Annotated in this window: 18 protein-coding genes; 1 reads left to right on the top strand and 17 read right to left on the bottom strand. The window is 32.6% G+C overall.

The genetic code is table 11. The annotated features are described in order from the left end of the window. Window positions 1-8: 8 nt before the first annotated feature. From JFU20_RS16295 to fabZ, 6 genes are all read right to left on the bottom strand, one after another. The gene (locus JFU20_RS16295) at window positions 9-1043 is read right to left on the bottom strand and encodes an ABC transporter substrate-binding protein (RefSeq protein ID WP_201038743.1); all 1035 of its coding nucleotides are present in this window, start codon (window positions 1041-1043) and stop codon (window positions 9-11) included. Further along, window positions 1040-1822, bottom strand: coding sequence for a DUF3919 family protein (locus JFU20_RS16290; protein ID WP_002089688.1), 783 nt, complete (start codon window positions 1820-1822; stop codon window positions 1040-1042). The genes JFU20_RS16295 and JFU20_RS16290 overlap by 4 nt, the downstream gene beginning before the upstream one ends. Before the next feature lie 66 nt (window positions 1823-1888). Beyond that, window positions 1889-3319, bottom strand: coding sequence for a HAMP domain-containing sensor histidine kinase (locus JFU20_RS16285; protein WP_201038742.1), 1431 nt, complete (start codon window positions 3317-3319; stop codon window positions 1889-1891). 11 nt (window positions 3320-3330) lie between these two features. After that, window positions 3331-4002 (bottom strand): response regulator transcription factor, encoded by a 672-nt coding sequence (locus JFU20_RS16280; protein ID WP_002166430.1) that lies wholly within the window; start codon window positions 4000-4002, stop codon window positions 3331-3333. A gap of 246 nt (window positions 4003-4248) precedes the next feature. Further along, window positions 4249-5157 carry a polyisoprenyl-teichoic acid--peptidoglycan teichoic acid transferase TagU gene (tagU, locus tag JFU20_RS16275; RefSeq protein WP_002016232.1) on the bottom strand — a complete coding sequence of 303 codons (909 nt, stop codon included), beginning with the start codon at window positions 5155-5157 and terminating at the stop codon, window positions 4249-4251. A gap of 170 nt (window positions 5158-5327) precedes the next feature. Further along, window positions 5328-5762, bottom strand: coding sequence for a 3-hydroxyacyl-ACP dehydratase FabZ (gene fabZ, locus JFU20_RS16270; protein ID WP_000884318.1), 435 nt, complete (start codon window positions 5760-5762; stop codon window positions 5328-5330). Between the two features lie 510 nt (window positions 5763-6272). Here fabZ and JFU20_RS16265 point away from each other — a divergent pair. Next, entirely contained in the window at window positions 6273-6716 is a 444-nt protein-coding gene (locus JFU20_RS16265; protein WP_002166429.1) for an SRPBCC family protein, read from the top strand. Window positions 6717-6771: 55 nt separating this feature from the next. Here the strand turns inward: JFU20_RS16265 and galU are convergent, their stop codons facing one another. The 11 genes from galU to JFU20_RS16210 form a co-directional block, all read right to left on the bottom strand. Next, the gene (galU, locus tag JFU20_RS16260) at window positions 6772-7653 is read right to left on the bottom strand and encodes a UTP--glucose-1-phosphate uridylyltransferase GalU (RefSeq protein ID WP_002016229.1); all 882 of its coding nucleotides are present in this window, start codon (window positions 7651-7653) and stop codon (window positions 6772-6774) included. Between the two features lie 52 nt (window positions 7654-7705). Then, window positions 7706-9754, bottom strand: a complete 2049-nt coding sequence (locus tag JFU20_RS16255; RefSeq protein ID WP_002016228.1) for a DUF6270 domain-containing protein — start codon at window positions 9752-9754, stop codon at window positions 7706-7708. A gap of 178 nt (window positions 9755-9932) precedes the next feature. Next, window positions 9933-11564: a teichoic acids export ABC transporter ATP-binding subunit TagH gene (gene tagH / locus JFU20_RS16250; protein ID WP_201038741.1), complete on the bottom strand. Its 1632-nt coding sequence runs from the start codon at window positions 11562-11564 to the stop codon at window positions 9933-9935. 15 nt (window positions 11565-11579) lie between these two features. Next, window positions 11580-12386 carry an ABC transporter permease gene (locus JFU20_RS16245; RefSeq protein ID WP_002166426.1) on the bottom strand — a complete coding sequence of 269 codons (807 nt, stop codon included), beginning with the start codon at window positions 12384-12386 and terminating at the stop codon, window positions 11580-11582. Further along, on the bottom strand, window positions 12383-13666 hold the full coding sequence (locus JFU20_RS16240; RefSeq protein WP_033716007.1) for a nucleotide sugar dehydrogenase: 1284 nt from the start codon (window positions 13664-13666) through the stop codon (window positions 12383-12385). Before JFU20_RS16240 ends, JFU20_RS16245 begins: the two co-directional genes overlap by 4 nt. A 219-nt stretch (window positions 13667-13885) precedes the next feature. Beyond that, window positions 13886-15661: a CDP-glycerol glycerophosphotransferase family protein gene (locus JFU20_RS16235; protein WP_201038740.1), complete on the bottom strand. Its 1776-nt coding sequence runs from the start codon at window positions 15659-15661 to the stop codon at window positions 13886-13888. Next, complete coding sequence (locus JFU20_RS16230) at window positions 15661-16044, bottom strand: glycosyltransferase family protein (RefSeq protein ID WP_201038739.1); 384 nt, start codon at window positions 16042-16044, stop codon at window positions 15661-15663. The genes JFU20_RS16235 and JFU20_RS16230 overlap by 1 nt, the downstream gene beginning before the upstream one ends. Beyond that, complete coding sequence (locus JFU20_RS16225) at window positions 16007-17194, bottom strand: glycosyltransferase family 2 protein (protein WP_033716005.1); 1188 nt, start codon at window positions 17192-17194, stop codon at window positions 16007-16009. Before JFU20_RS16225 ends, JFU20_RS16230 begins: the two co-directional genes overlap by 38 nt. A 4-nt stretch (window positions 17195-17198) precedes the next feature. Then, on the bottom strand, window positions 17199-19922 hold the full coding sequence (locus tag JFU20_RS16220) for a bifunctional glycosyltransferase/CDP-glycerol:glycerophosphate glycerophosphotransferase (protein ID WP_201038738.1): 2724 nt from the start codon (window positions 19920-19922) through the stop codon (window positions 17199-17201). A gap of 65 nt (window positions 19923-19987) precedes the next feature. Further along, window positions 19988-21286 (bottom strand): glycosyltransferase, encoded by a 1299-nt coding sequence (locus JFU20_RS16215; protein ID WP_002166420.1) that lies wholly within the window; start codon window positions 21284-21286, stop codon window positions 19988-19990. Further along, window positions 21237-22496 (bottom strand): glycosyltransferase family 4 protein, encoded by a 1260-nt coding sequence (locus JFU20_RS16210; RefSeq protein WP_002016217.1) that lies wholly within the window; start codon window positions 22494-22496, stop codon window positions 21237-21239. The genes JFU20_RS16215 and JFU20_RS16210 overlap by 50 nt, the downstream gene beginning before the upstream one ends. Between the last annotated feature and the right edge of the window lie 306 nt (window positions 22497-22802).

Below are 22802 nucleotides of genomic sequence, written 5' to 3'. Positions count from 1 at the left end.
TCCTTTTCTCACTGCTGAGAGAGACGCTGTCTATTCCATATCTCGATTATTCCACTATTTGATATATTTTTGTTCGTCCTTCTAACCGGCTGACCTTCTATCTCTTTCTGATTCTTCGCAAACATCGTTGGTACGCCAAACGAAACTTTTTCTAAAATGTGCCCCGCTTCTTCTGATAAACAATAATCAATAAATAAGTCCGCTATAAAACCACTCGGTGCACGCTTCAGTTTCGAAATCGCATTAACAGATAAGCCTGTTTGCTCAGGTTCATTACTTACAATAGGAAAGCCTTGTTTCTGAAGCATTCTCTGATCTCCCGCAAAATTGATGCCTATCATATATTCACCGCTCGCAACCAGTTCTGCGGGCATATAACCATTCACCGTTACTTCACCAACTTGCCTTGCAAGATTCTTAACATACTCTTTCGCTTCTTCTTCACCTAAAGTATCAATAAGTGCTTGAAACAAAGTATATGCTGTGCCGGAAACATTTGGATCAGGCATTGCAATCTTACCCGTATATACCGGATCTAATAAATCTTGCCACCTTGATGGATAGGGAAGACCGAGCGGCGCTATTTCTTCATTCCACCGCTCTTTGTTAATCGCAATTGCCAGTTTCTCCACTTCATAACCGTACCAATAACCATCTTTATCTTTAACAGTCTTTGAAATACGATTCGCATGCTGGTTCGTAACAGGAATAGAAAGGTTCTTTTGCTTCATCATTTGATGCGCATCTACTGTACCGCCAATAATAATATCCGCCTTCGGATTTCCAGCTTCCTCTTCTACTCTCCGAAGAAGTTCTTCTGTCGATAGACGAATAAATTCATATGTACACCCGCGTTGTTTACAAAATGACGAAAGCAAAGCTTCACCAACTTCCTCGCGGGCCGCTACATACGCAACGAGATGACGATCATCCAAAATAGGGAGACCACTTTTATTATATTTAATAGAGGTTGTATCTCGAGAGCAACTAGACATCGCTCCTCCGATTACTAGCAAAAAGAAGAAAAAGGCTATCTTTCTCATGACACACTCTCCTTTACAAGGAATTCTGCTAGGGAGCCCTTCATATACATGACATTCCCGTTATTATCACCGAGATATTGCACAACAAAGTACGATGGATACACAGAAATAGTTAGAATATCCTCCCGCTCATTCTTTACACGTTTGCCTGTTTTATAGGCAGTAATATAAGCAATCGGCTCATTCTGTGATTGTAATAATTTCTGAATTTCTCCGTAATCTGTAATTTGCTTTGCGTATCGAATAGAATCAAATATTTGCGTAAGATCTATAGTACGTATTACATCCCCTTGCCTCACTACAACTTCCTTTGCCTCCGCAAAGAAATTACTAATGCGCTCTGGTGTATAATACAGACTTAACAAATACGTTTGAAATGCTGAGATCATCGGATCCGTGCCATTCTTTCCGTATACATTAGCCTCGTACTGGAACAAGTCACCTACTGCAAAAGTACGTTTATGTCCATTCAAGTACGTTACTTCTCCAGTAAATACTTGTTCTTGATTCCTCGCTTCTCTCGGTTCTATTCGAATTCGGTCAAAGAATGAAACAATCGTATGCAAACGAACTTCATCCGTTACAACAATTTCTCCCCACTTCTCATGCCTTACTTTCACTTCAGTAGGAAGGGATTCATTCACTCTTTGTAAAACGGCTTGTTTGTCATCCACAATTGTGATTCGATTATATATTTGCTTCTCAATAACATAAAACAAAATAAGAGAAACGATCATACAAAAGACAAACATAAGAATTTGAAATGATAGCCTTTTCATTTCTGCCTACCTCCAAGATAAAAAAACGTTGTTTCGAAAATACCGCATAATTGTTTCATAAATGTATCATTTAACCGCTTTCAAGTTTTTTATGTCTTCCATCCGTCTCGGAAGTAAAAATGTAATGCATATTGTAGTCCCCATCTCTTCACTACTCTCAATTCGCATACTTCCGCCTTGCTTCTTCATAATCTCCTGACAAATGTATAAGCCATAGCCATTCCCGTAACTTGAAGGAAGCACCTTACCTTCCGGAGACTCATTCCATTCTGCAAGCACACCTTCATCCATACCAATACCATCATCATGAACAAAAACTTTCGCTTCCTGCTCATTTATAATTACATTCATACGAACTTGCGTAGCATCACTATATTTAATCGCATTATCAAGCACATTCAAGAAAATTTGCTTCGTCTTATCAAAATCCGCAACGACGTGTACTTCTGTTAACTCATTCATAACTTCAATTTCAAACTGCTGCAACCTGAGTTTCACAATCGAAACCGCTTCTTCTGCCAATTCTTTAATATTCACGACTGTAGGTGATACTTCAAACGTACTCTTCCCGTACTTTGAAGACTTAAGTAATTCCTCTACAAGTGATAATAGACGCTCACTTTCTACAGACACATAACGGAGGCTCTCCTGCACATCCTCCTTCGACTGTAACTTCGGAATTAAATCCACATAACCGATAATTGCCGTAAGCGGTGTTTTCAGCTCATGCGTAATGCGGTCCAAGAAATCTTTCTGTTTCTCTTTCTCTTCCTTCAGCTGCTTAATATGCAGTTCAATCCCATTAGCCATCGCATTAAAGGACGCTGAAAGCTGCGCAATTTCCACATACTCATTCAGCTCAATCTTACTTTCATAATCTCCATTCGCAAGCCGATATGCCATTTGCCTTAACTGATCAATTGGTTTATGAAGAGACTTCGCCAAACGAATCGCAAAGAAAATACCAGCAGCTACTAAACAAAGCGACGTCATTAAAAACGTCCAACTTACATTTGTTAAAACTTCCTTCTCATCCGTTAACTCATTTATAAAACGAATACTTCCAATGACATCGTTTCCATAATAAACCGGACTTGAAAACAAAAGAATTGGAGCTGGGTCTCCCTCCTCGAAAACATAAGATTTCTTTCCCTTCAAAGAACTCTCAATGTCAATATTCCGATGAAGTAACGCTCCTTTTTGTGTATCTGCAACAACATCTCCATTCTTCCCAATCATCTGCACTCGGACATCCATTCGCTTTGCTAAATACGAAGCAATTAAAAGCGAATTAGGCCCTAGCGTCTCAACTTCTGCTTCCTTCTCTAAATAATTCATCGTATAGATTTGCGCTTCCACACTTAACTTTTCTAAGGAATCTGCCGCATTATGATACACATTCTTCTCCAGTGCAATATAAACAACCGCATACAAAAGAACAAGAATTGGAATCAACAACCCAACTATTCCAAACACCATATTTCGTTTTAAAGACATATCATCACCTTTTAGCAATCAAGCTTATATCCCACACCATAAATTGTCTTAATATACTCCCCGCTCGCGCCGAGTTTCTTTCGAAGCCTTTGCACCATAATATCAACCGCTCTCGTATTTCCGATATACTCAAACCCCCATACCTTCTCTAATAGCTCATCTCTCATGAATACACGCTGCGGATTCGAAACAAACAACTGACATAAATTAAACTCTCGGTACGTTAACTGAATCTCCTGTCCACTCACATGAAGCTTTCGTTCCTTTGGACAAATAAGTAAATCACCAGCCCCAATCACCTCATGATTTAAAGGAACCTCCTTCTTCTTCACGCGCCGCGCCATATTCTTCACCCGAAGAATGAGCTCCGCATAATTAAAAGGCTTCGTCACATAATCATCAGCTCCAAGCTGAAGACCAAGTAACTTATCATTCATCTGACTCTTCGCTGTCAGCATAAGCACCGGAATATCACGCTCCTTCTCCCTGAATAAACGTAACAACTCATACCCATCCGTATCAGGAAGCATCACATCTAAAATAAGTACATCCGGCTGCTCATTCCATCTCTCTAAAGCTTCTCTTCCATCAGCCGCCGTCAATACTTCATACCCTTCCATCTCTAACTGCATCCGAATCAAATTACGAATACTCGATTCATCATCTACTACAAGTATTTTCATCATTCTCCTCCTTCCATCCTGTATTATAGTACAGTTTAGTATAGCAAAAATAAGACAAAAAAAGAGAGGGTATTGTCGAACATATTTTGCCGACGATACCCTCTCTCTCTTTTCACTTGTTATATTTTATTTAGCATATCCATTCGGTTGTTTTTGATGCCAATCCCATGCGTGCTTGATATAGAAATATGCTACTACTGAATATCCCACACTATCTTTACAAATAGTGTGGGATATTCAAAATTACTATTTCAATTCAAGATGCGCTTTTAATTTATTCGTTAAGTCTTGTTTTGCTGCATCTGGAACATAGTAGTACCAAATACCATCAGCGGCTTTGTGGCCGTCGCCTGGGATTTGGATATCTTCACTGTTCTGCAGACAATTTTTATAATTCTTTTGCATATCAAACATTTGATCTTGTGTTAAGTTTGTCTTCACATTCTTTTGAATTGCTGCTAGCACATCTCCATAACCTGTTAAAGAAGAGAAGCTTGCACCTTTTTTGATAACTCCTTGCATGACTTGACGTTGGCGCATTTGACGACCAAAGTCACCACGTGGGTCTTGTTTACGCATACGTGTATATGCTAAAGCCTCATTACCAGTTAAATGAATATTTCCTTTCGCAAAATGATGTCCATCCTGCGTAAATTCTAAATCATTATTTACATCTACACCACCGACTGCATCAACGATATCTTTAAATCCTTCCATGTTCACTTCAATATAATAATTAATAGGAACATTCAAGAATTTTTCTACAGTCGCTACAGACATATCTACTCCGCCAAATGCATAGGCATGGTTGATTTTATCACTTTTCCCTTTTCCAACGATCTCCGTATACGTATCACGAGGGATACTTACTGTTTTCATTGAATTATTTTTAGGATTTAACGTGATAACCATTAAAGAATCCGAACGTCCTTTATCCTCACCGCGTTCATCTGCTCCTAATAATAAAATTGAAACAGGTTCAGTATTACTAATTTTTTCTCCAACTTTATTATTATTTTGATCACGCTTTAGAGGTTTATGAACTTCCTCTAATGTCTTAGATACAGAAGAATATACATTATAGGCATAAACTCCTCCACCTATAATTAGTACTCCAATAATACCGAGTACCCAAAATAAAATTTTCTTTTTCATTATTTAAACCTTCCTTCTTAAACCTATCGTCAACCTAACTTACAATACATGTAAACCCTATTATACAGAGCACAAAACAATTTAATAAAACTAAATTATATATCAATCCATAAAAAATAGACAAATAACAATTTTATATCGTTATTTGTCTACCATATATCTTAATATATTTATTCTTTCTTGTCACCAAGCGCAAACGTAATTTCCGTCTCACACGCGATTTCACCGTCTACAGTAGCAATTGCTTTCCCTTTTCCAATTGCTCCACGTACGCGCGTCATTTCAACTTCTAAACGAAGCTGATCACCTGGACGTACTTGTCTTTTAAAACGACAATTATCGATACCAGCAAAAAATGCCAAACGACCACGATTTTCTTCTTTTTTTAGCATTGCCACAGCACCAACTTGCGCTAAAGCTTCTACAATTAAAACGCCTGGCATTACAGGATAGTCAGGAAAATGTCCGTTGAAAAATTCTTCATTAGCTGTCACATTTTTTATTCCAATAGCACGCTTTCCTTCTTCTACTTCTAAAACTTTATCCACAAGTAGAAATGGATAGCGGTGAGGAATAATTTCTTTAATTTGTTGAATATCTAGCATACACTTCTCTCCTTAAAACGAAATTGGTCATACCACCAGAAGTTATACTATCATTATCCCATTTCAGTCCTTATTTGTCATTAGAAAAAAACAACTTCAAAATTCTGCTTCCAAATAAAAAAATGTATACACTCTTTTCAATATAAATTATTACTGACACGGAGGTTGAAAAGAGTGTATACCCAAGTTAGGGAAAGGCAAATTATATCAAATATATTAAGCCTTAATGTCGTATTCATGGTTTATTATATATGACAAAAATCAGAAATAAAAACCTAATTTTCGACCTTTTTCGTATTAATTCCCTACTTTTACTTAGGATTTCTCTATTTTCCTTACATTCTCTTAAATGTGATATTTAGAAATATGAATTTTAATAAAAAATTTCAAAATGAAAATAAAAATATCTCGTAATAGAAATATTATCTTTATATTATGATAAAATGAATTTAGCGTTTTGACCTAATTATTCAACTTCAAATACCTTTATTTTTAGAAAGGAACTGAAAAATGGCAAAAGGTATACATACTATAGAATTAAAAGCTTCCCCAGATCAAATTTGGAGCTTTGTTAGTAATATAAACAATTGGGCTCCACTAGTTACAGGCTATGTTAAACATAAGATTATTGATGATAAACATTCAACTTGGCGTTTGCACGGCGATTTTGGATTTATTAAACGAGACGTTAGTCTAAACGTCGAAATTAGTGAATGGCAAATGCCAGATAAAATTAGCTTTACAATGACTTCGCCAACTAAGAAGTTGATTGGCAGCGGCTTTTTTCATGCTGAATCAACCTCTCCCTCTACCACAAAGGTAACAAGTCAGTTGGAAATACAAACAACTGGTAAAGGGGCCTTTATTTTTAACAGAGCAATAAAACCATTTGTTCCTAAAATGACAAAACAACTATCTAAAAAAATGGCGAATGAATTAATGCAACAATTATAAAAAACATCCCTGGAATTTATTTACGAATAAATTCCAGGGATGTTTCATATGAAAGTTAATTATGAACGATTTCTTTTTTTAATAAATTCTCCATATAACCTAATAACTCATTCTTTAACTCATCATGTTGTAACGCCATTTCAATCGTTGTCTGAATAAATCCAAGCTTCTCTCCAACGTCATAGCGCTTTCCTTCGAAGTCATAAGCAAACACTCTTTGAATCTCATTTAAACGCTGAATAGCATCCGTCAACTGAATTTCGCCACCAGCTCCTGTTTGTTGGTCGTCTAGGAACATGAAGATCTCAGGTGTTAATACATAGCGTCCCATAATTGCTAAATTGGATGGTGCTGTTCCTTTAGCTGGCTTTTCTACAAACTTACTTACTTGATAACTACGACCCTTTTGTACTAGCGGGTCAATAATACCATAGCGATGCGTTTCAGTTTCCGGAACCGTTTGAACACCAATTACTGATGATTGTGCTACCTCATATTGATCGATTAATTGACGTAAGCATGGTGTTTCAGCTTGTACAATATCATCACCAAGTAAAACAGCGAATGGCTCGTTACCAATAAATTTGCGTGCACACCATACAGCATGTCCTAAACCTTGAGGCTCTTTCTGACGAATATAGTGGATATTAATTTTGGAAGACTCTTGCACCTTCTCAAGAATTTCAAACTTTCCCTTTTCTAATAAGTTTTGTTCTAACTCAAAAGAATGATCAAAATGATCTTCGATAGCACGCTTTCCTTTTCCAGTTACAATAATAATATCCTCAATTCCAGATTCAATTGCTTCTTCTACAATGTACTGAATTGTTGGTTTATCAACGATTGGTAACATTTCCTTTGGCATTGCTTTAGTTGCTGGTAAAAACCTTGTTCCTAATCCAGCTGCTGGGATAATAGCTTTTTTTACTGTTTTCATCAATAACCCACCTTAGCTTTTATAATTTAAAGGAATTTCCTTTTATTCCCCATCACTTACTTAAGCGGTCTGAAATAACTAAGCGATTTAAGCGATTTAAAAATTCCTTATAATATCCTGATTCATAGTGTGAAAATGACTTACCAAACGGATATGTTGCATCTCCAATATAACTTGTATTTGTTAAGTCAATAACTTTCGCCTTTGGTATAAGATGCATAATATAATTATCTAGTTTATCCCAAAAATAATTATTCCTCAAAATTAATTGCGGATCTGAGAATGATTTAACTTCTCTATGTTCATCAAAGTAAGTAGAAGTAAATCTACCTTTATTTAAAATAATCTTATCCTCTGGTAATATGTTTTTTAACTTTTGAATAAAATCTCCAACAGCCTCTTTCCAAATCTCAAAATACTCATCATTATTTTCATGATCTATTATTTGGCTATTCTCCAACTTAGTTATATATTTACTATCCTCTAATATATAACTACAACTAATATATCTATCACTATCAATTTTCAATATAGATTTAGATGCATCAGAATAAAGATCCAAAATTAAATATTCAGCCTCTGATTCTTTTAATTTTTCAAAGAAACTTTTATCAAAATCAACTTCAACAAATTTTCTGTCACTCTCTTTAATGTCATCTAATTCTTTAGGATCTAATAACACTGGATCTGAGACAAGACTAATTAGTGAAGAATGAAATTGTGTGTAAACACAATCATATATTTTTTTATAATCTGGATTGAAATATTGGCTTGAATTAAACGCGTTTCTACTAAAACAGGTTCCCAATACAGCTACCTTGACGGCACATCTATTTTTCCCATCTATAGTATATAAAGAGAGTTGCGAAGATCCATTTATAAATAATTTCCCCTTCATATTTTTCTCTGTACAACATATATCAAAATACGAAAAGTCCCCTTTATATTGTTTTGAAATATCAAGTTGCAAATCACTTTCATTATTATCTAGCTTTAATCTTATAAAAAAGTCCCATACTTCTTTATCTCTTAAAATATGTTTATGAGATAAACTGTTTTTATTAATTCGAGCTACATATAATGGTCCACTTTCTTCCAAACCATATACAAATTCTTCATAATATTCATATCCATTTCCAGTTTTCTCTCTTCTTTTAATAACTAAATTTAGCTCATCTATTTTTTGGTTATTAAAAATTTCTAGCCCCACGTCAATTTTTATAGATTCATCATCCTCTATTATATCTATAGCTCGAACTTTATGAAGCATATTTGATTGATAAATAGCTAGTCGATTATCACCTGTAACATAAGGTTTAATATAGAAAAGTTTATTCGCCTTAAATTGCTTATATCTAAATGCTTGTTTTTTTAATACACTATTAGTTTCCAGAGGTAAATTATAATATTCCGTTTCACCCTCATTACATATATTCACAAAAATATCCCAACATGTTTCTTTATCTTGGTTAACATATGGGATATCCTCTGCTATATCAATTGCTATATCCACAGAATCTTTTATTATTGGCACACATTTAGTACTTATACTAGTACCGTGAAAAGCCATATCAACTTGATTTCTTCTTTTTAAAATAAGTTTTATTTTTTCCTTCTTTAAATATTTAGTATCCTTTCCAGTTAACAAAATATTTAATACAAATTTGCCATCCGAATATTCCATTTTTTTGACGAGTGGTACTAATTCTAATCCTCTTAGATAAAATGCTAAAACCCCATCCTTCGCTATATATGGAATCAATTTAAAAATACTATTTTTACTGTAAAAATAGTCAAACCGTTCCTCAATATTTGATTTAACCTTAACCAAATACTCATTTCCCTCAGTAATCATATGTATTAACCATACAGCTTCATTGTTTAATGTTTGCTTTTCTAAAATAGATTTCAAATTAATATCAATTTGAAATTTTTTCCCTTTTAGCACTTCCCCAAGTTCAACTTCCAAAGGAAACTCAAAATCGCGATGATTCCTTTTCTTTCGTAAAATTAGCCTTCCGTTCCCGACAGTAGAAGTTCCTATAATCGTCATATTCCCTTTTTCAGGATTATATCCTAGCTCTTCTATTATAACCTCCATTATAAACCCCACTCTTTCCCATTAATTATTAGTATACATCTTACAAATAATAAATTTGATACTATTTTTATTTTCAATCTATATGCAAAAGCCCTTAAAGGTCTATAATCAAACTAATTATGCTCATTTCTAAAATGAGATTTACCTAAACACCCTAGGTAAATCTCAAAATTTTTTCCTATTCTTTTGACATAATTGCTAACGATTGAATCTCTTGATGGCTTTTATCAGAGCGTGCTATAACATAATAACGTTTGGTTTCAAATAAATAATTCTTTTCAAAATCATTATTTATACTTTCTTTCCCCAGAATTTCTTGCAACTTACTAATAGACATTGAGATGTCTTGAAAGCCCATTTCTACTACCTTAGACCCTGAAATAACAAACTTGATTTTTCCATCTTTATACTCCGTTTTACCTACTATCGTTTGTGATGGTGTTAGATTATTAGGATATACAGCCTCAAGTTCACTTAAACTTTTCCCAACGTATGTATCAATTGATTTTATAGATAATCCATACGCACGGTTTAATAATGTTATTACATTATCCAATTTAGCATCTTCTATGATCTTGTTATTCGATATAAATGGTATGATGTACTCTCCATTTATCCAACCCTTTTCCCCACTTGGCAAAACTATTTGCATCCACCCATTATTAGTTGCATTATCATTTGAAACTGTATATATTTCCCCGAAGTGAGTTAATGCTAAACGGCTACTGCTCATACTTGGCTCTTTTCGAATACTGATGTCATTATTATTCACCATGTACTTCTTATCACTTGAGGGCTCTGCTTTAATCTTTTGTTTTTCAGTGGCGTTTTTACTTTGGACGAAACTCTCCTTATTTTTACTTTCACTCATCAACGAGAGAATTCCCTTATAATTTAACCCCGTTACGATTGCACATACTAAAATGCTAAAAATGGTTCCAAACAATATAATATCTTTCTTTTTTGATTTAGGATCCCGTATTTTCCTCCTCGGGACTGCCACCGACTGTTCCTGCAATAAACCATGTTGAAATTGTAATGTTTGTTCTTCACGTAACTTATTTTTTTCTTCAACACTCATTTGATTATAATTCTTTAAAAAAGCATTATAGTTATCTACTACTTCATTTACATTACCATATTCCTTTAGTTGTCCATAATGTAGCCAAATTACTTTAGTACAAAAACTCTTTACTTGTGTAAGAGAATGACTAATGAAAAATATCGTCTTTCCCTGTTCCTTAAATTCATTCATTTTATCTAAACATTTTTTAGTAAAAGTTTGATCTCCAACGGAGAGGGCCTCATCGACTACCAAAATATCAGGATTAATATGAATCGAAATCGCAAATCCTATTCTAGACTTCATTCCACTTGAATAAGTTTTCACTGGTTGATACATAAATTTTCCTATATCAGCAAACTCAATAACTTTTGGTGTAATTTCTCGAATTTTCTCCTTTGTCAGGCCCATCATTAAAGCTTTTAACTCAATGTTTTCAATTCCTGTTAATTGGTTATTGAGCCCAGAAGAGATTGCAATCAACGATGCAGAACCATTAATTGTAAATTCTCCCTTATTCGGAATCGTGACACCCGCAATTAAATTTGATAATGTACTCTTTCCTGAACCATTTAAACCAACAATTCCAACTATTTCTCCTTCTGGTACCTCAAAGCTAACATTATTTAAAGCATAATGATAATCACCATTATTGTCCCTAAAAAATAAATCCTTTAATTTATCCGAAGGTTTACTATACATTTTATATTTCTTTGTAACATGTTCAAACTTTACTTTATAATTCATTGGATTATTCACCTTTTATAAGTAATCAACAAACTGCTTGCGGAATTTAATATGGAACATTGCCCCAATCACAAACAAAATAATTGTTAGTCCCCAAAAATATAGTGTATAAAATGACCCTATAAAACTTATACTTCCATGTAATAATGATGACCTGTATCCCTCAACTACATAGTAAAACGGATTTATCTTCATTAAAAATGCAAATATACTATTCATATGCTCACTTGGCTTCCATAAAACTGGTGTCAAATAAAATAACATTCTCGTAATTGATTGAATAAATAAGTGTACATCCCTAGAAATAGTAGAAATTGTAGAGGTAATAAAAGCCAAAGCAATTAAAAAACTAAATGTAGAGAATATACAATAAACCAATCCAACTATACCAAGAAAACTTATACCTTTAATACATATAACAATAAGTATTAAAACCGTTAGTAACACTAAATGCGTATATAACTGCGATAAAATAATATAAGTAGGTATTACACTCAATGGAAAATTCATTTTAGAAACTGTATTTAGTTTAGCATAAATAGAATTCGAGCCTTGAATAATTGAGCCATTTATAAAAAACCATGGAATAATACCACATATCATCCAAACAAAGAACGGAACCCCTTCTACAGGAGCTCCACCTCGAATCCCTAAACCAAATACTAACCAATATACAAAAATTTGAATTAAAGGGTTCAAAAATACCCATGTAATTCCTAACGTACTAGCAGCATATTGCTGCTTAATTTCATATATAGAAAGCCTTCCCATTAAATATAAGTTATCTAATTGTTCTTTAATAACACTTTTTATAGCTTTCATACAAAAACCTCATCCGATTGTAACATTTCGTGAATATTCCCGAAATTAACAACTTTCATTTTACCTTTTTTATTTAAAGGTATACAATTTCGAGCATCAAATAAAATTGGTTGGCGCATTTTTGAAACAAATTGGCTGTACTCCATAGTTTTAAACTGGTTATGATCGGCCAATACTAATATTAAATCCGCACCTTCTACAGCTTCTTCTGCCGTCTTCAAATTAAATAACTCACTCTTAACATAAGGATCATGAATCGTCACATTATATCCTTTTTGATATAACACATCAATGATCTCTAAAGCCGGACTTTCTCGCATATCATCTGTATTCCCTTTATAAGCAACCCCAAATACAGCAATCTTAGGAGAATCAATTCCTTTAAGCAATTGTTCAATATTCTCGCAAACGTACAATGGCATAGAAATATTTACATCACGAGACATCTGAATAATATTCGCTATTTCTGGCGTTTTGGCTACAATAAAATACGGATCGACCGCTAAGCAATGCCCCCCTACACCAGGACCTGGTTGGTGTAAGTTTACACGTGGATGCTTATTGGCCATTTCAATAACATCTAATACATTTATCTTTAAATTTTTACATATTTTTGCTAACTCATTTGATAATGCAATATTTACATCACGGAACGTATTTTCCATCAACTTAGACATTTCTGCTGTTTTTGCGTCAGTTTGAATTATTTCCCCCTTCACAAATAAGCTATACACTTGAGCCGCCATTTTGGAACAAGCTGGAGTAATACCTCCCACAATCCTATTATTAAAAATAATTTCGTCCATAATCTTTCCTGGCAAGACTCTCTCTGGACAATGCACTAAAAAGATATCTTTCCCAACTACAAAACCAGCATCTTCTATTAAAGGTTTTATAAAATCATCCATACTCCGAGGAGCGATTGTTGATTCTACGATTAATGTATTTCCTTTTCTAATATTAGGAATAACCTCTTTAACGGCTGTTAAAACACCTGTTAAATCACATGATTTATATTCATCATCTTTATTTGGTGTAGGAACGGCAATAATAAAAACATCTGCTCCGACCACCTCAAGGGAAGCAGATAGTTTTTTCTGCTTTATTGTCTCCTGAAAAACTTCTCCAAGGCCTGGTTCTTCAATATGAATTTCCCCTTGGTTTAACTTCTCTACAACATGTTGATTGATATCCACGCCTACTACTTCAGCACCATGTTTCGCAAACATAGCAGCTGTTGGGAGACCAATATATCCTAAGCCTACTACACAAATTTTCACTAACCTTCTCATCTCCACGTAATTTATTAATAAAAAAATCTATTTTCCAAAAATAACTTCACATAAAAACAATTTAGCGCCCCAAACCAAAATACAGATTATCTAGCACTCATTTCATCCATATAAATTATCTAAATCTGCTATTCTAAATTTCTTTCATATCAATAAATAAGAATACTCCCAAACACGCTAAATTATTTTTCTACACATTTATAGTATTTAAGAAGTCTTTTCTTTAACTACGTGATATACTCTCTCAGCATTCTTAGTATCCTTATATTTAAAAATTCTTTTTGAATTTGCTAAATATCTCTGACTAATCTTTAAATTATTATTCATAACATTATTTATTTGCTTAATTAACTCTTGTTCCTCAGACACAATAAAACCTAAATCACTATATTTAATTTCTGTACACGGAGCATGATGATTATTATGCGGATCAAACTGATACATTATAACTGGTTTTTCCATATATAGAAAGTCTGATGACACTGATGAATAATCAGTAATTAATAGTGCACTTTCTTTTAATAATTCCGATACAGTCGCATTGCTTTTTACTAAAAATTCCATTTTAGGATGTTCCACAACAAATTCATCCATAAACTTCTGCATTTGACTATGTATATAAAATTTAACTTCTATATTATTCTTTTCTATTAAATTTAGAAAGGCTTGATTCTCAATTAAACTTTTATATACTTTATAATAATCGGACTGTAAAAACTGTACTTTATTTACATTTAATAAGTGTCTACGCCACGTCGGCATAATTAGAATTTGTTTTTTTGTTTTTCTCTCGTGAAGGTTATCAAATCTAGTTAATCCAGTTACAGCCACATCCTCGTCAGGATACCCTAGTGTCTTCATAATAATACGTTTTTCATACTCTGAACTTGAAATAATTAAATCCTGCTTATATCTTTCCTTACTTAAATACGGAGCAATATTATGAATGATCACACCATGTTGTAAACAAATATTATTTTTTTTAGAAACCATATTCCCAAACCATTTAATAAATTCTTGCTTCGGTCTAGGATAAGAGCATTCTTCGAATACCCAAGCACTTATATATGTACTTGCGGCCAGCATATAAACCTTGTGCTTAAAGGAAGAATGATATATAACATTACCATATTGCTCTACTTTCTCTAAATGAGGTGAATCTTCATTAATTACATAATATATTTTTTCTGATGGATATTTTTCGCGACAATACTTGAAGAAGAAGTATCCATTATCCTCAGCTTGATCCTCACGCTCCCCAACTAACCAAATCTCTTTCCCTGCAAAACGTACCCTTACAAATACGCTCAACAAAAGAATAAGTATTTTATACAATGAACCTTTAATATATTCAAATACACTTTGAATTCCTCGAATAGGCTTTGTAATTTTCCAAGATAAAGATTCTTCGAGGAGATATGGATTTTTTTCAAAATACGTTTCATACTTTTGTGATTGATTATACCAGTACCTCTTACTCCTAAATATCACCATGTATTTCATCGCTTCATCATATAAACCTAAAGTTATAAGATTTAAAAAGGCCTTATATCCTTCATTCCCCTTATAAATACTTTCATCTGAAATAGACAAGAGACTCTCCAACACATTCAACAATGTCTCTTGATGACTTTTTTCTACTTCATTTAAAAAGGTGTTTTTATCCACTAAATTTAATATTTGTTTAAAAAGTATAATTTTTAAATCCTGATTAAATCCTTCTCCATAATCACTTATTAAAGAATCAAAAACATACTGAATATCTTTTATTGAATTTATTATGTACTCTTCATTAAATGGTGTTTTGTTTTTATATTTTATATCAGTTGCAAAATCATAATTTAGACCAGCTAAATATAACTGAACATCTAAATGTTTGATGTTTGGCTCATTTAATTGAGAGATAAAATTAAGCCCCTTTGTTAATAGAACTTCCTTCTTTATTACTTTTAAAGCTGTAATTGTAGCAAAATTACTCTGCATTATATTTTTTTATTTATAATTTTTTTCTCATTTTTTTCTTCCAAACAAGCAGATATGAAATCTAAATCTTTCTTTTGTGCGGCATTATATAAACGTTCATATACATTTGGCCTAAACTTTGTATAAAAATCAAAGAAAGTAATATACTCCCCTCTTAGTCTCTCTACATCAAGATTTCCTTCTTTTAATACTATATTCAGCTTATAACTTCCCTTTAAATTTTCTATAAATTCAACCATTTCTAAAGTAACATTTTCATAATTATAAAAAATAAGCACTTCAAACTCATTAGCACCGATAGTCTGTTTTTGTAATAATTCAAAAGCTTGTTTAATTACAGCTTCATCATGAACCCGTAATTGTGTTATCACGCTTAGTTTCATTCAAAAATCTCCCCTTGATAATATCCTTTAATTTAAAATTCCTATTTCTAAGAAATTTAGTAATCCTCCAAGAAAAACTATTACGAATAATCGTTTGTTTTTTATATCTTTGTTGTAATTCAGTCCCTTGTTTTAACCACCATCTTCTCGAAATCAACATGCTATTATATGCTAATGCTTCATCTATATAATCTTTTTCAATTAAACTTAATAAAGGCTCTTCCCAAACTAAATATTTCTTCACTATTTCAACATCATAGTTATCTATTACTCTTTTCACTAAATTAATTAACCTCTTTTTTTCTTCAATTGATAGCTTATTAAAGTCCGGATCACAAATTTTCCAAAGAATTGATCTTAGTGCATTTACTTGAAAATAATTATATTCCTGGTTGTTCAATTCAGGTTTAATTGCATCTACAGACTTTACATCATTCTCAACAGAAGAAATAATATCTTGCTGTGTCAACGATAAATTATGATCATCATCACGTGCTCTATAACTATAAACATTTTTCGGAATGTAACTAAACCTTTTCGCCTTTGTAAATAACTGAACATCATAAAATTTATCTTCCCCATTTCTCATTCCCTCAATGAAAGAGATTTTATGTTGTCTAACAAATGCTGTTCTTACTAATTTTAAAGTAATAGCTGTTTTTACCTGTAAAAAGAATGGCGATATCTCTATGTTAGTATTCACATACGTTTTTTGTAAAAGGTAGTGTTTGAAAGTTGAATGTTGAAAAGTTGAACCATCACTCTCATTAAAGCTTTCCATTTTTCCCATAACAAAATCTGATTTATGTTCTTCAGCTAAATTAAATAACGTTTCATATGAATCAACTGGTATATAATCATCTGGATCCATAAATATTAGGTACTTTCCTTTTGCGATATCAATACCAATATTTCTTGGTTTACCAGGTGCGCCACAATTTTTTTCTAAGTGTATAGCTTTAAAATTATCATAGTTCTTAGCATATCGGTCTAGAATTCCTCCTGTATTATCTGTAGAACAATCATTTACCATAATAACCTCTAAATTCTCTACACCAATTGTTTGATTGATTAAAGAATTTAAACACTCCTCTATATACATCTCTACATTGTATATGGGCAAAATCACCGAAATTAGTGGCTTTTTCAAATCTCTACACTCCTTTTATATTTTCGAATAACATTTGACAATGTAATTCTTTTGGCTTAACAACGTACTTGTTTACTTGCTCCAAATTAGGGTTCTTCAATGAACTTTCGAAATCATTTAGTAAAAGGTGTATATCTTTCTCACTTTCTATCCTTTCTCCAAACAATTCTGTCCTATGATCAATAGGGCCTTCGTTATAATGTTTAGAGTAAAATTCATCATAATCAAACTGATAGAAAATAACAGGTTTATTCATATAAGCAAAATCAAATGAAACTGTGGAATAATCTGTAATCAATAAACGATGTCGTTTTAATAGACTTTGCACTGTTTCTTCACCTTGTTTCATGACCCTAATTCGCTCATGAAATACAGGCATTTCTGCACCAAATTTTTGAGTCTGGTAATGCGGAAAGAAAGTTAATCTCATGTCTTGTTCTTCTAATATCTGATGAAGTTCTTTACTTTGTAAAAATGACATATATGTCTGCCAGTACTTAGATTGCATTAGCTGTTCTTTCGTTTTAATCCAACTTCTCCAAGTTGGCATGAGTAAAATTTCATTCCCTTTACTCTCATCTTTCAAGGCATCCCAACGTGCAAGCCCCGTTACAATTACTTCGTCTTCCTCATATCCAAATTCTTTGACGATATGATCCTTTTCAAACTGTGAGGACACAACAAATAGAGAATAGCCCATTCGATTTTTATTTAACACATGATTTACACGACTGACCCCTATAACACCATGTTGAATAAAAATCTTCTTGTTTTGCTGCCATTCTGGATAGTACTTTAAAATATGTTTATAATCATCCGTATACATATTTGCTGTTTCTGAATAACTGTTAATCGTTTTATTACAGATTAACAAATAGAATGTATGTTTAAAACTTCCGAATTGGATTATATTACCTAATTCTTTGATGCTTTTATAGTCATTACTTTCCTTATTAATAATATAAAAAACTGGAACATCAGGATGTTTCTTTCGAATATACGTAAATAAGTGATAAGAATTATCTTGCGCTGTATCTTGTCTTTCACCAATTAACCATATCCTCTTTCTACGAAAATATGCTCCAAATAATTTATAGGATATAATTGCAAGTAATGTTTCATAATTTTTCCGTTTAAATAAACCTACGTCATAACGGATTGCTCGCTTAATTTCACTATATGTACTCATCATTCTCTTCATATAGTTAGACTTACGAATATGAATTGTAGCTTCACTATTTTTATATAGCACTTTAATATCCAATGAATTTATATTTTGATACTTTGTATTATTGCGTAACTGTGCTAACAGAACCCTTAGCGGTTCTTCAACAACAGTATTCCCTATGCTGAGGCGTATTGATATTCTCCATTCTCCCTCTTCTAACAAATCTCTTACATTGACTTCTATTGTTCCAAATCCCGCATCATTATAGTCAATTGTGTTGTTAGAAAATAAGTATGATATATCGGTACGTAAGGAGTTTTTTAGTTGGATTGTTTTAGTAGTTCCTTCTTTATAAAATACCAATTCTTTTTTTATTTTTTTGGTCGATATATTTTCAACAAATGCATATCCATTAATTGTAAGAACCTCTTTGCGAAGTTTTATTCCTTCAATTTTATGAACTACGGTTAAATTATTAACTTGCAATAATTCTTTATATCGAGGGAAAAATTGATAATAAAAATAATAATATTTTTCATTATCGTATATATGTTCTTTTGAAATCAATTCATCCTGAATAATACTTAATAATTTTTCTAAACTTATACAATCATTTTCTTTTATCATTTCAGTTATTAATTTATCACGCACATTAAAATTCTCTACACGCTTTAAACTAACTAGGTTTGATAGAAACTTATTTCCTAATTGAATGACTTCTAAAAGCTTTTCACTTGAAAAACTTTTTCCCTTTAAAACAATGGAATCCACAAAGAATTTCCATTGTCTTGCCTCGATAGTATGAATTAACGGAACTCTTTCTTTCTCTCTATACAGGGCCGTTAATTTCATTTGTAATATAACTAACTGATTAAAGAACGTAATCGTTGTTTTTTTAGATAGGTTATTACCACCATTATCTACTATTCTATAATAAAGCAGCGGTATATCGCGTACGATTACTCTTTCTGCAACCAGCAAACATTTTTGTGTAAATAACAAGTCCTCTCCTACCCAAAGATCTTCATCAAAATGAATACCATTGATGATACACATTTCTCTTTTAAATATCTTATTGCTTGTGGATGGAGTGAAATGTAATTCTAAGTTTGTTGCAACGTTCCTAATTAACGGAAGTTTCTTATCAAATAATTTTTTCATGTATGCAAGTGGCCAATTTTTATATTCATTAAAACAAATAATATTGGCAATAACCATATCTGCATTATTTTCGCTGGCAACCTCATACATTTCCTCGTATCCAGCTAAATGTACATAATCATCTGCATCTAAAAATGTAACATATTCCCCATTTGCTTTTTGCAATCCTGTATTACGTGCAGCACTCACACCAGCATTCTGTTGCTTATAAACTTTCAAATTATTATCTTGCTTTTCATACTGCCTCAATACTGTCATACTATTATCTGTTGAACCATCATCGACAACAATAATTTCGATCCCCTTTAATGTCTGCTCGATAACAGATTGTAAACACTGAGCTAAATATTTTTCCTTATTATAATTCGTAATTACTACACTTAGCTTCGCTTTCTTCAAGAAACTCTCATTCCCATCTTTTAGTTCATATGGTAACGTAAAAACAGAACACCTTTTCCCTTATGCTATTCCAAGCTCTTATATATGTTTATAAAGATTTCTTTTTCATTTTCCCAATTATAATTATTACGGGCGATGAAGCAATTTTCTTTCATTTTTTCTCTTTCTTCTGGATGTTCTAATATGTAATTTACTCCTTCAGCAATGGAAGCAGGATTGTGAGAATCTATACAAACCCCAACATGTTCATTTTCTACCACGCGTTGTATCTCAGGAAAACTACAAGCAACAACGGGCACCCCGCTCATCATATATTCAAATAGTTTGTTAGATGAAGCTGAATAATGATTAAAACAAACGTTATTTAAAACCTGAAAACCTAAATAAGCATTTTTCGTATAATGCAATAATTCATTTACAGGCACCTTCGGAATAAACTTCACCTTATTTCCCAAACCTAACTCCAGCACCATCTTTTGTAACTCAGGTTTAATACGCCCATCACCAATAAACACAAGCGTACCTTTTTTAAACATTGGAACTGCTTGTACTAGCTTTTCTAATCCTCTTCCTATTTGAATTCCGCCTTGATATAACAAGATGGGTTCTTCCTTTGGAATCTCTAACACCTCATGCAGATTAATTGAATTACTGTCCTCTGGTTGCGTTACAAAAGGATAGTTATGAATGACCTTAGGATAAAAGCCATATAAATCTTCCGCATATTTTGCACGTGTATGATTTTCCATAATCATCACATCTGTATATTTAAGAAAGAATTTCTCCATAATCCCATAAATTTTACTATTGTATCCTGTACGACTAGTCTGTACCTCATGTGAATCATAAACCAATTTCCTTTTTCTAAATATTTTCGCACAAAGCCATCCTTGTGGTAGTGTATTTAAATCATTAGAATGATAGAAATCATATTCTTTTTTCAAACCTACCTTGACCATTTGAGCCAATATGTAAGAGCGTACAATTAATGTCCGTAGCTTCCCCACAGAAAATACTGCACCAAATAATAATATCAAACATGTTATTATTTGAAATTTCCAGAAACACAGTGCCGCAATTACTCCAAATAAAAACATTGTAACTATATTTTTCGTTATTAACTGTTTTACTCGTTTTGCTGCACCCAAACCTTTTTGTAAAAGAGATAGGCGATTATTTACACGTGTTACTGTAAACCCTTCTTTTCGCATCTCCCACTTAGGTAAATCCTGTTGTTTCCAATCGTGAATACATATCAAGTCCACTTCATAACCCTCTTCAGCTAAAGCCGTACATTCCCTTAACACACGGGCATCATTTGTGAAGTGGTTCCATACGAACATACACACTTTCTTCTGTTGCATCTTTTTCCTCCATTAAACTCGTTAATACTTTGATGTTATTTTTCCATCTCAAATATTGGAAGGCGAACTTATGTCCGTTATCCCCTATTTTTTTTCGTAATATCTCATTCTCAGCTAATCTTAAAATATGCTCTCCTAATTCTTTAACTGTTCGATCATGTGAAATCAAACCACATTGAGCTTCATTAATAACCTTTTCCGCATATCCAGACACATCACCAACAATAGGCTTTTTCATACACATGTAGTCAATAATCTTTCCTGGCAAAACCGTTTGAAACACTTTTTCATCTACTAAACTAACATATGCAATATGTGCTTTTGCCACTTCCTGTAGAGTCTTCTTACGACTTTTTGCTTTAATAATTTCTATATTAGAAAGTTTTTTTTCTTTAATAACTTCAGCTACTCGATAACTTTTAAATCCATAGCCAATTATTTTAAATTTTATATTTTCTTTTCCTTTTAGAAATTCTGCTACATCAATCAACTTCAGAACGTCTTGAGCTAACCCGATATTCCCTGTATAAATCACTTCCACTGTTTCAATAGTCGAGGAAGTTATAATCCGCTTATTTTCTACCATATGTAATTCTTCCTCAGTTAAAGAATTTGGCATAAATGAAATTCTTTCGCGTTTAACACCTTTCAACTCAAGATACGGAATAAAGCCTGCGCTATTTACAATGATCTGATTGGCTGCACGATATAACAGCTTTTCTAAAGCATATGCTATTGATAAAACAAATCGATTCGCAAAAACTCCAACACCCAATAATGATTCCGGCCATAAATCTCGAACATCTAACAATAGTTCAGCCTTTAGTTTTTTCTTTGCAAAAATCCCTGCTATGCCGATAAAAATAGGCGGAGTTGAAACAAATACATAATCATACTTTTTATCCATACGTAATATAGCCATAATAAAGAGTACTGTGATTTCTAAATACAAAAATAACCTTCTTAACATATTATTTGTATATTTTTTCACCCTTGGTTTCACTCTTATAATTTCGTCACTATTTACCGATTCTTCGTCCCAAAATTCTTTTTTCTTATATAAATTTTCATTTGGATATCTTGGATCAGTAGTCAAAATTGTAACATCATATCCTTTTTCATTTAATTCCGAGTAAATATTCTTAATTCGATTCGCTGCACTCCCAATTTCCGGATAAAAATTCTGTGCTATCACTAACACTTTCTTCATTTTTCTATGTCCCTTCTTCCTCCCGTATCAATTAATGCCCCATTCTATTTTCTCTAATCATTCTCTATTTTTTTACAAAATTCACTTTAAATTTACAAAGTTCACTTTAAATTTACAAATACAAGGATATCACTAAATCTGACAAAATTGAACCTCTCTGCCTAACAATTTAGCTTTTCATAACCAAAAAATATATTAGAATATATTAATTAATCCATAAAAAAGGCGTTTTCATCTGAATAATTACTATTAATTGACCAAATATAAATAAACCCTGAACAGTAAATAATAAAACCAACTGTTCAA

The organism is Bacillus sp. TH30 (genome assembly GCF_016650875.1).
GTDB classification, from domain to species: Bacteria; Bacillota; Bacilli; order Bacillales; family Bacillaceae_G; genus Bacillus_A; species Bacillus_A mycoides.
Note: the sequence above shows the minus strand (reverse complement) of the source record. Positions and strands in the feature narration are given on the sequence as shown.

Excerpts from the sequence above, each read along its gene's own strand:
- JFU20_RS16295 (WP_201038743.1), bottom strand. The coding sequence starts at position 1,043 with ATGAGAAAGATAGCCTTTTTCTTCTTTTTGCTAGTAATCGGAGGAGCG.
- JFU20_RS16290 (WP_002089688.1), bottom strand. The coding sequence starts at position 1,822 with ATGAAAAGGCTATCATTTCAAATTCTTATGTTTGTCTTTTGTATGATC.
- JFU20_RS16285 (WP_201038742.1), bottom strand. The coding sequence starts at position 3,319 with ATGTCTTTAAAACGAAATATGGTGTTTGGAATAGTTGGGTTGTTGATT.
- JFU20_RS16280 (WP_002166430.1), bottom strand. The coding sequence starts at position 4,002 with ATGAAAATACTTGTAGTAGATGATGAATCGAGTATTCGTAATTTGATT.
- tagU (WP_002016232.1), bottom strand. The coding sequence starts at position 5,157 with ATGAAAAAGAAAATTTTATTTTGGGTACTCGGTATTATTGGAGTACTA.
- fabZ (WP_000884318.1), bottom strand. The coding sequence starts at position 5,762 with ATGCTAGATATTCAACAAATTAAAGAAATTATTCCTCACCGCTATCCA.
- JFU20_RS16265 (WP_002166429.1), top strand. The coding sequence starts at position 6,273 with ATGGCAAAAGGTATACATACTATAGAATTAAAAGCTTCCCCAGATCAA.
- galU (WP_002016229.1), bottom strand. The coding sequence starts at position 7,653 with ATGAAAACAGTAAAAAAAGCTATTATCCCAGCAGCTGGATTAGGAACA.
- JFU20_RS16255 (WP_002016228.1), bottom strand. The coding sequence starts at position 9,754 with ATGGAGGTTATAATAGAAGAGCTAGGATATAATCCTGAAAAAGGGAAT.
- tagH (WP_201038741.1), bottom strand. The coding sequence starts at position 11,564 with ATGAATTATAAAGTAAAGTTTGAACATGTTACAAAGAAATATAAAATG.
- JFU20_RS16245 (WP_002166426.1), bottom strand. The coding sequence starts at position 12,386 with ATGAAAGCTATAAAAAGTGTTATTAAAGAACAATTAGATAACTTATAT.
- JFU20_RS16235 (WP_201038740.1), bottom strand. The coding sequence starts at position 15,661 with ATGCAGAGTAATTTTGCTACAATTACAGCTTTAAAAGTAATAAAGAAG.
- JFU20_RS16230 (WP_201038739.1), bottom strand. The coding sequence starts at position 16,044 with ATGAAACTAAGCGTGATAACACAATTACGGGTTCATGATGAAGCTGTA.
- JFU20_RS16215 (WP_002166420.1), bottom strand. The coding sequence starts at position 21,286 with ATGCAACAGAAGAAAGTGTGTATGTTCGTATGGAACCACTTCACAAAT.
- JFU20_RS16210 (WP_002016217.1), bottom strand. The coding sequence starts at position 22,496 with ATGAAGAAAGTGTTAGTGATAGCACAGAATTTTTATCCGGAAATTGGG.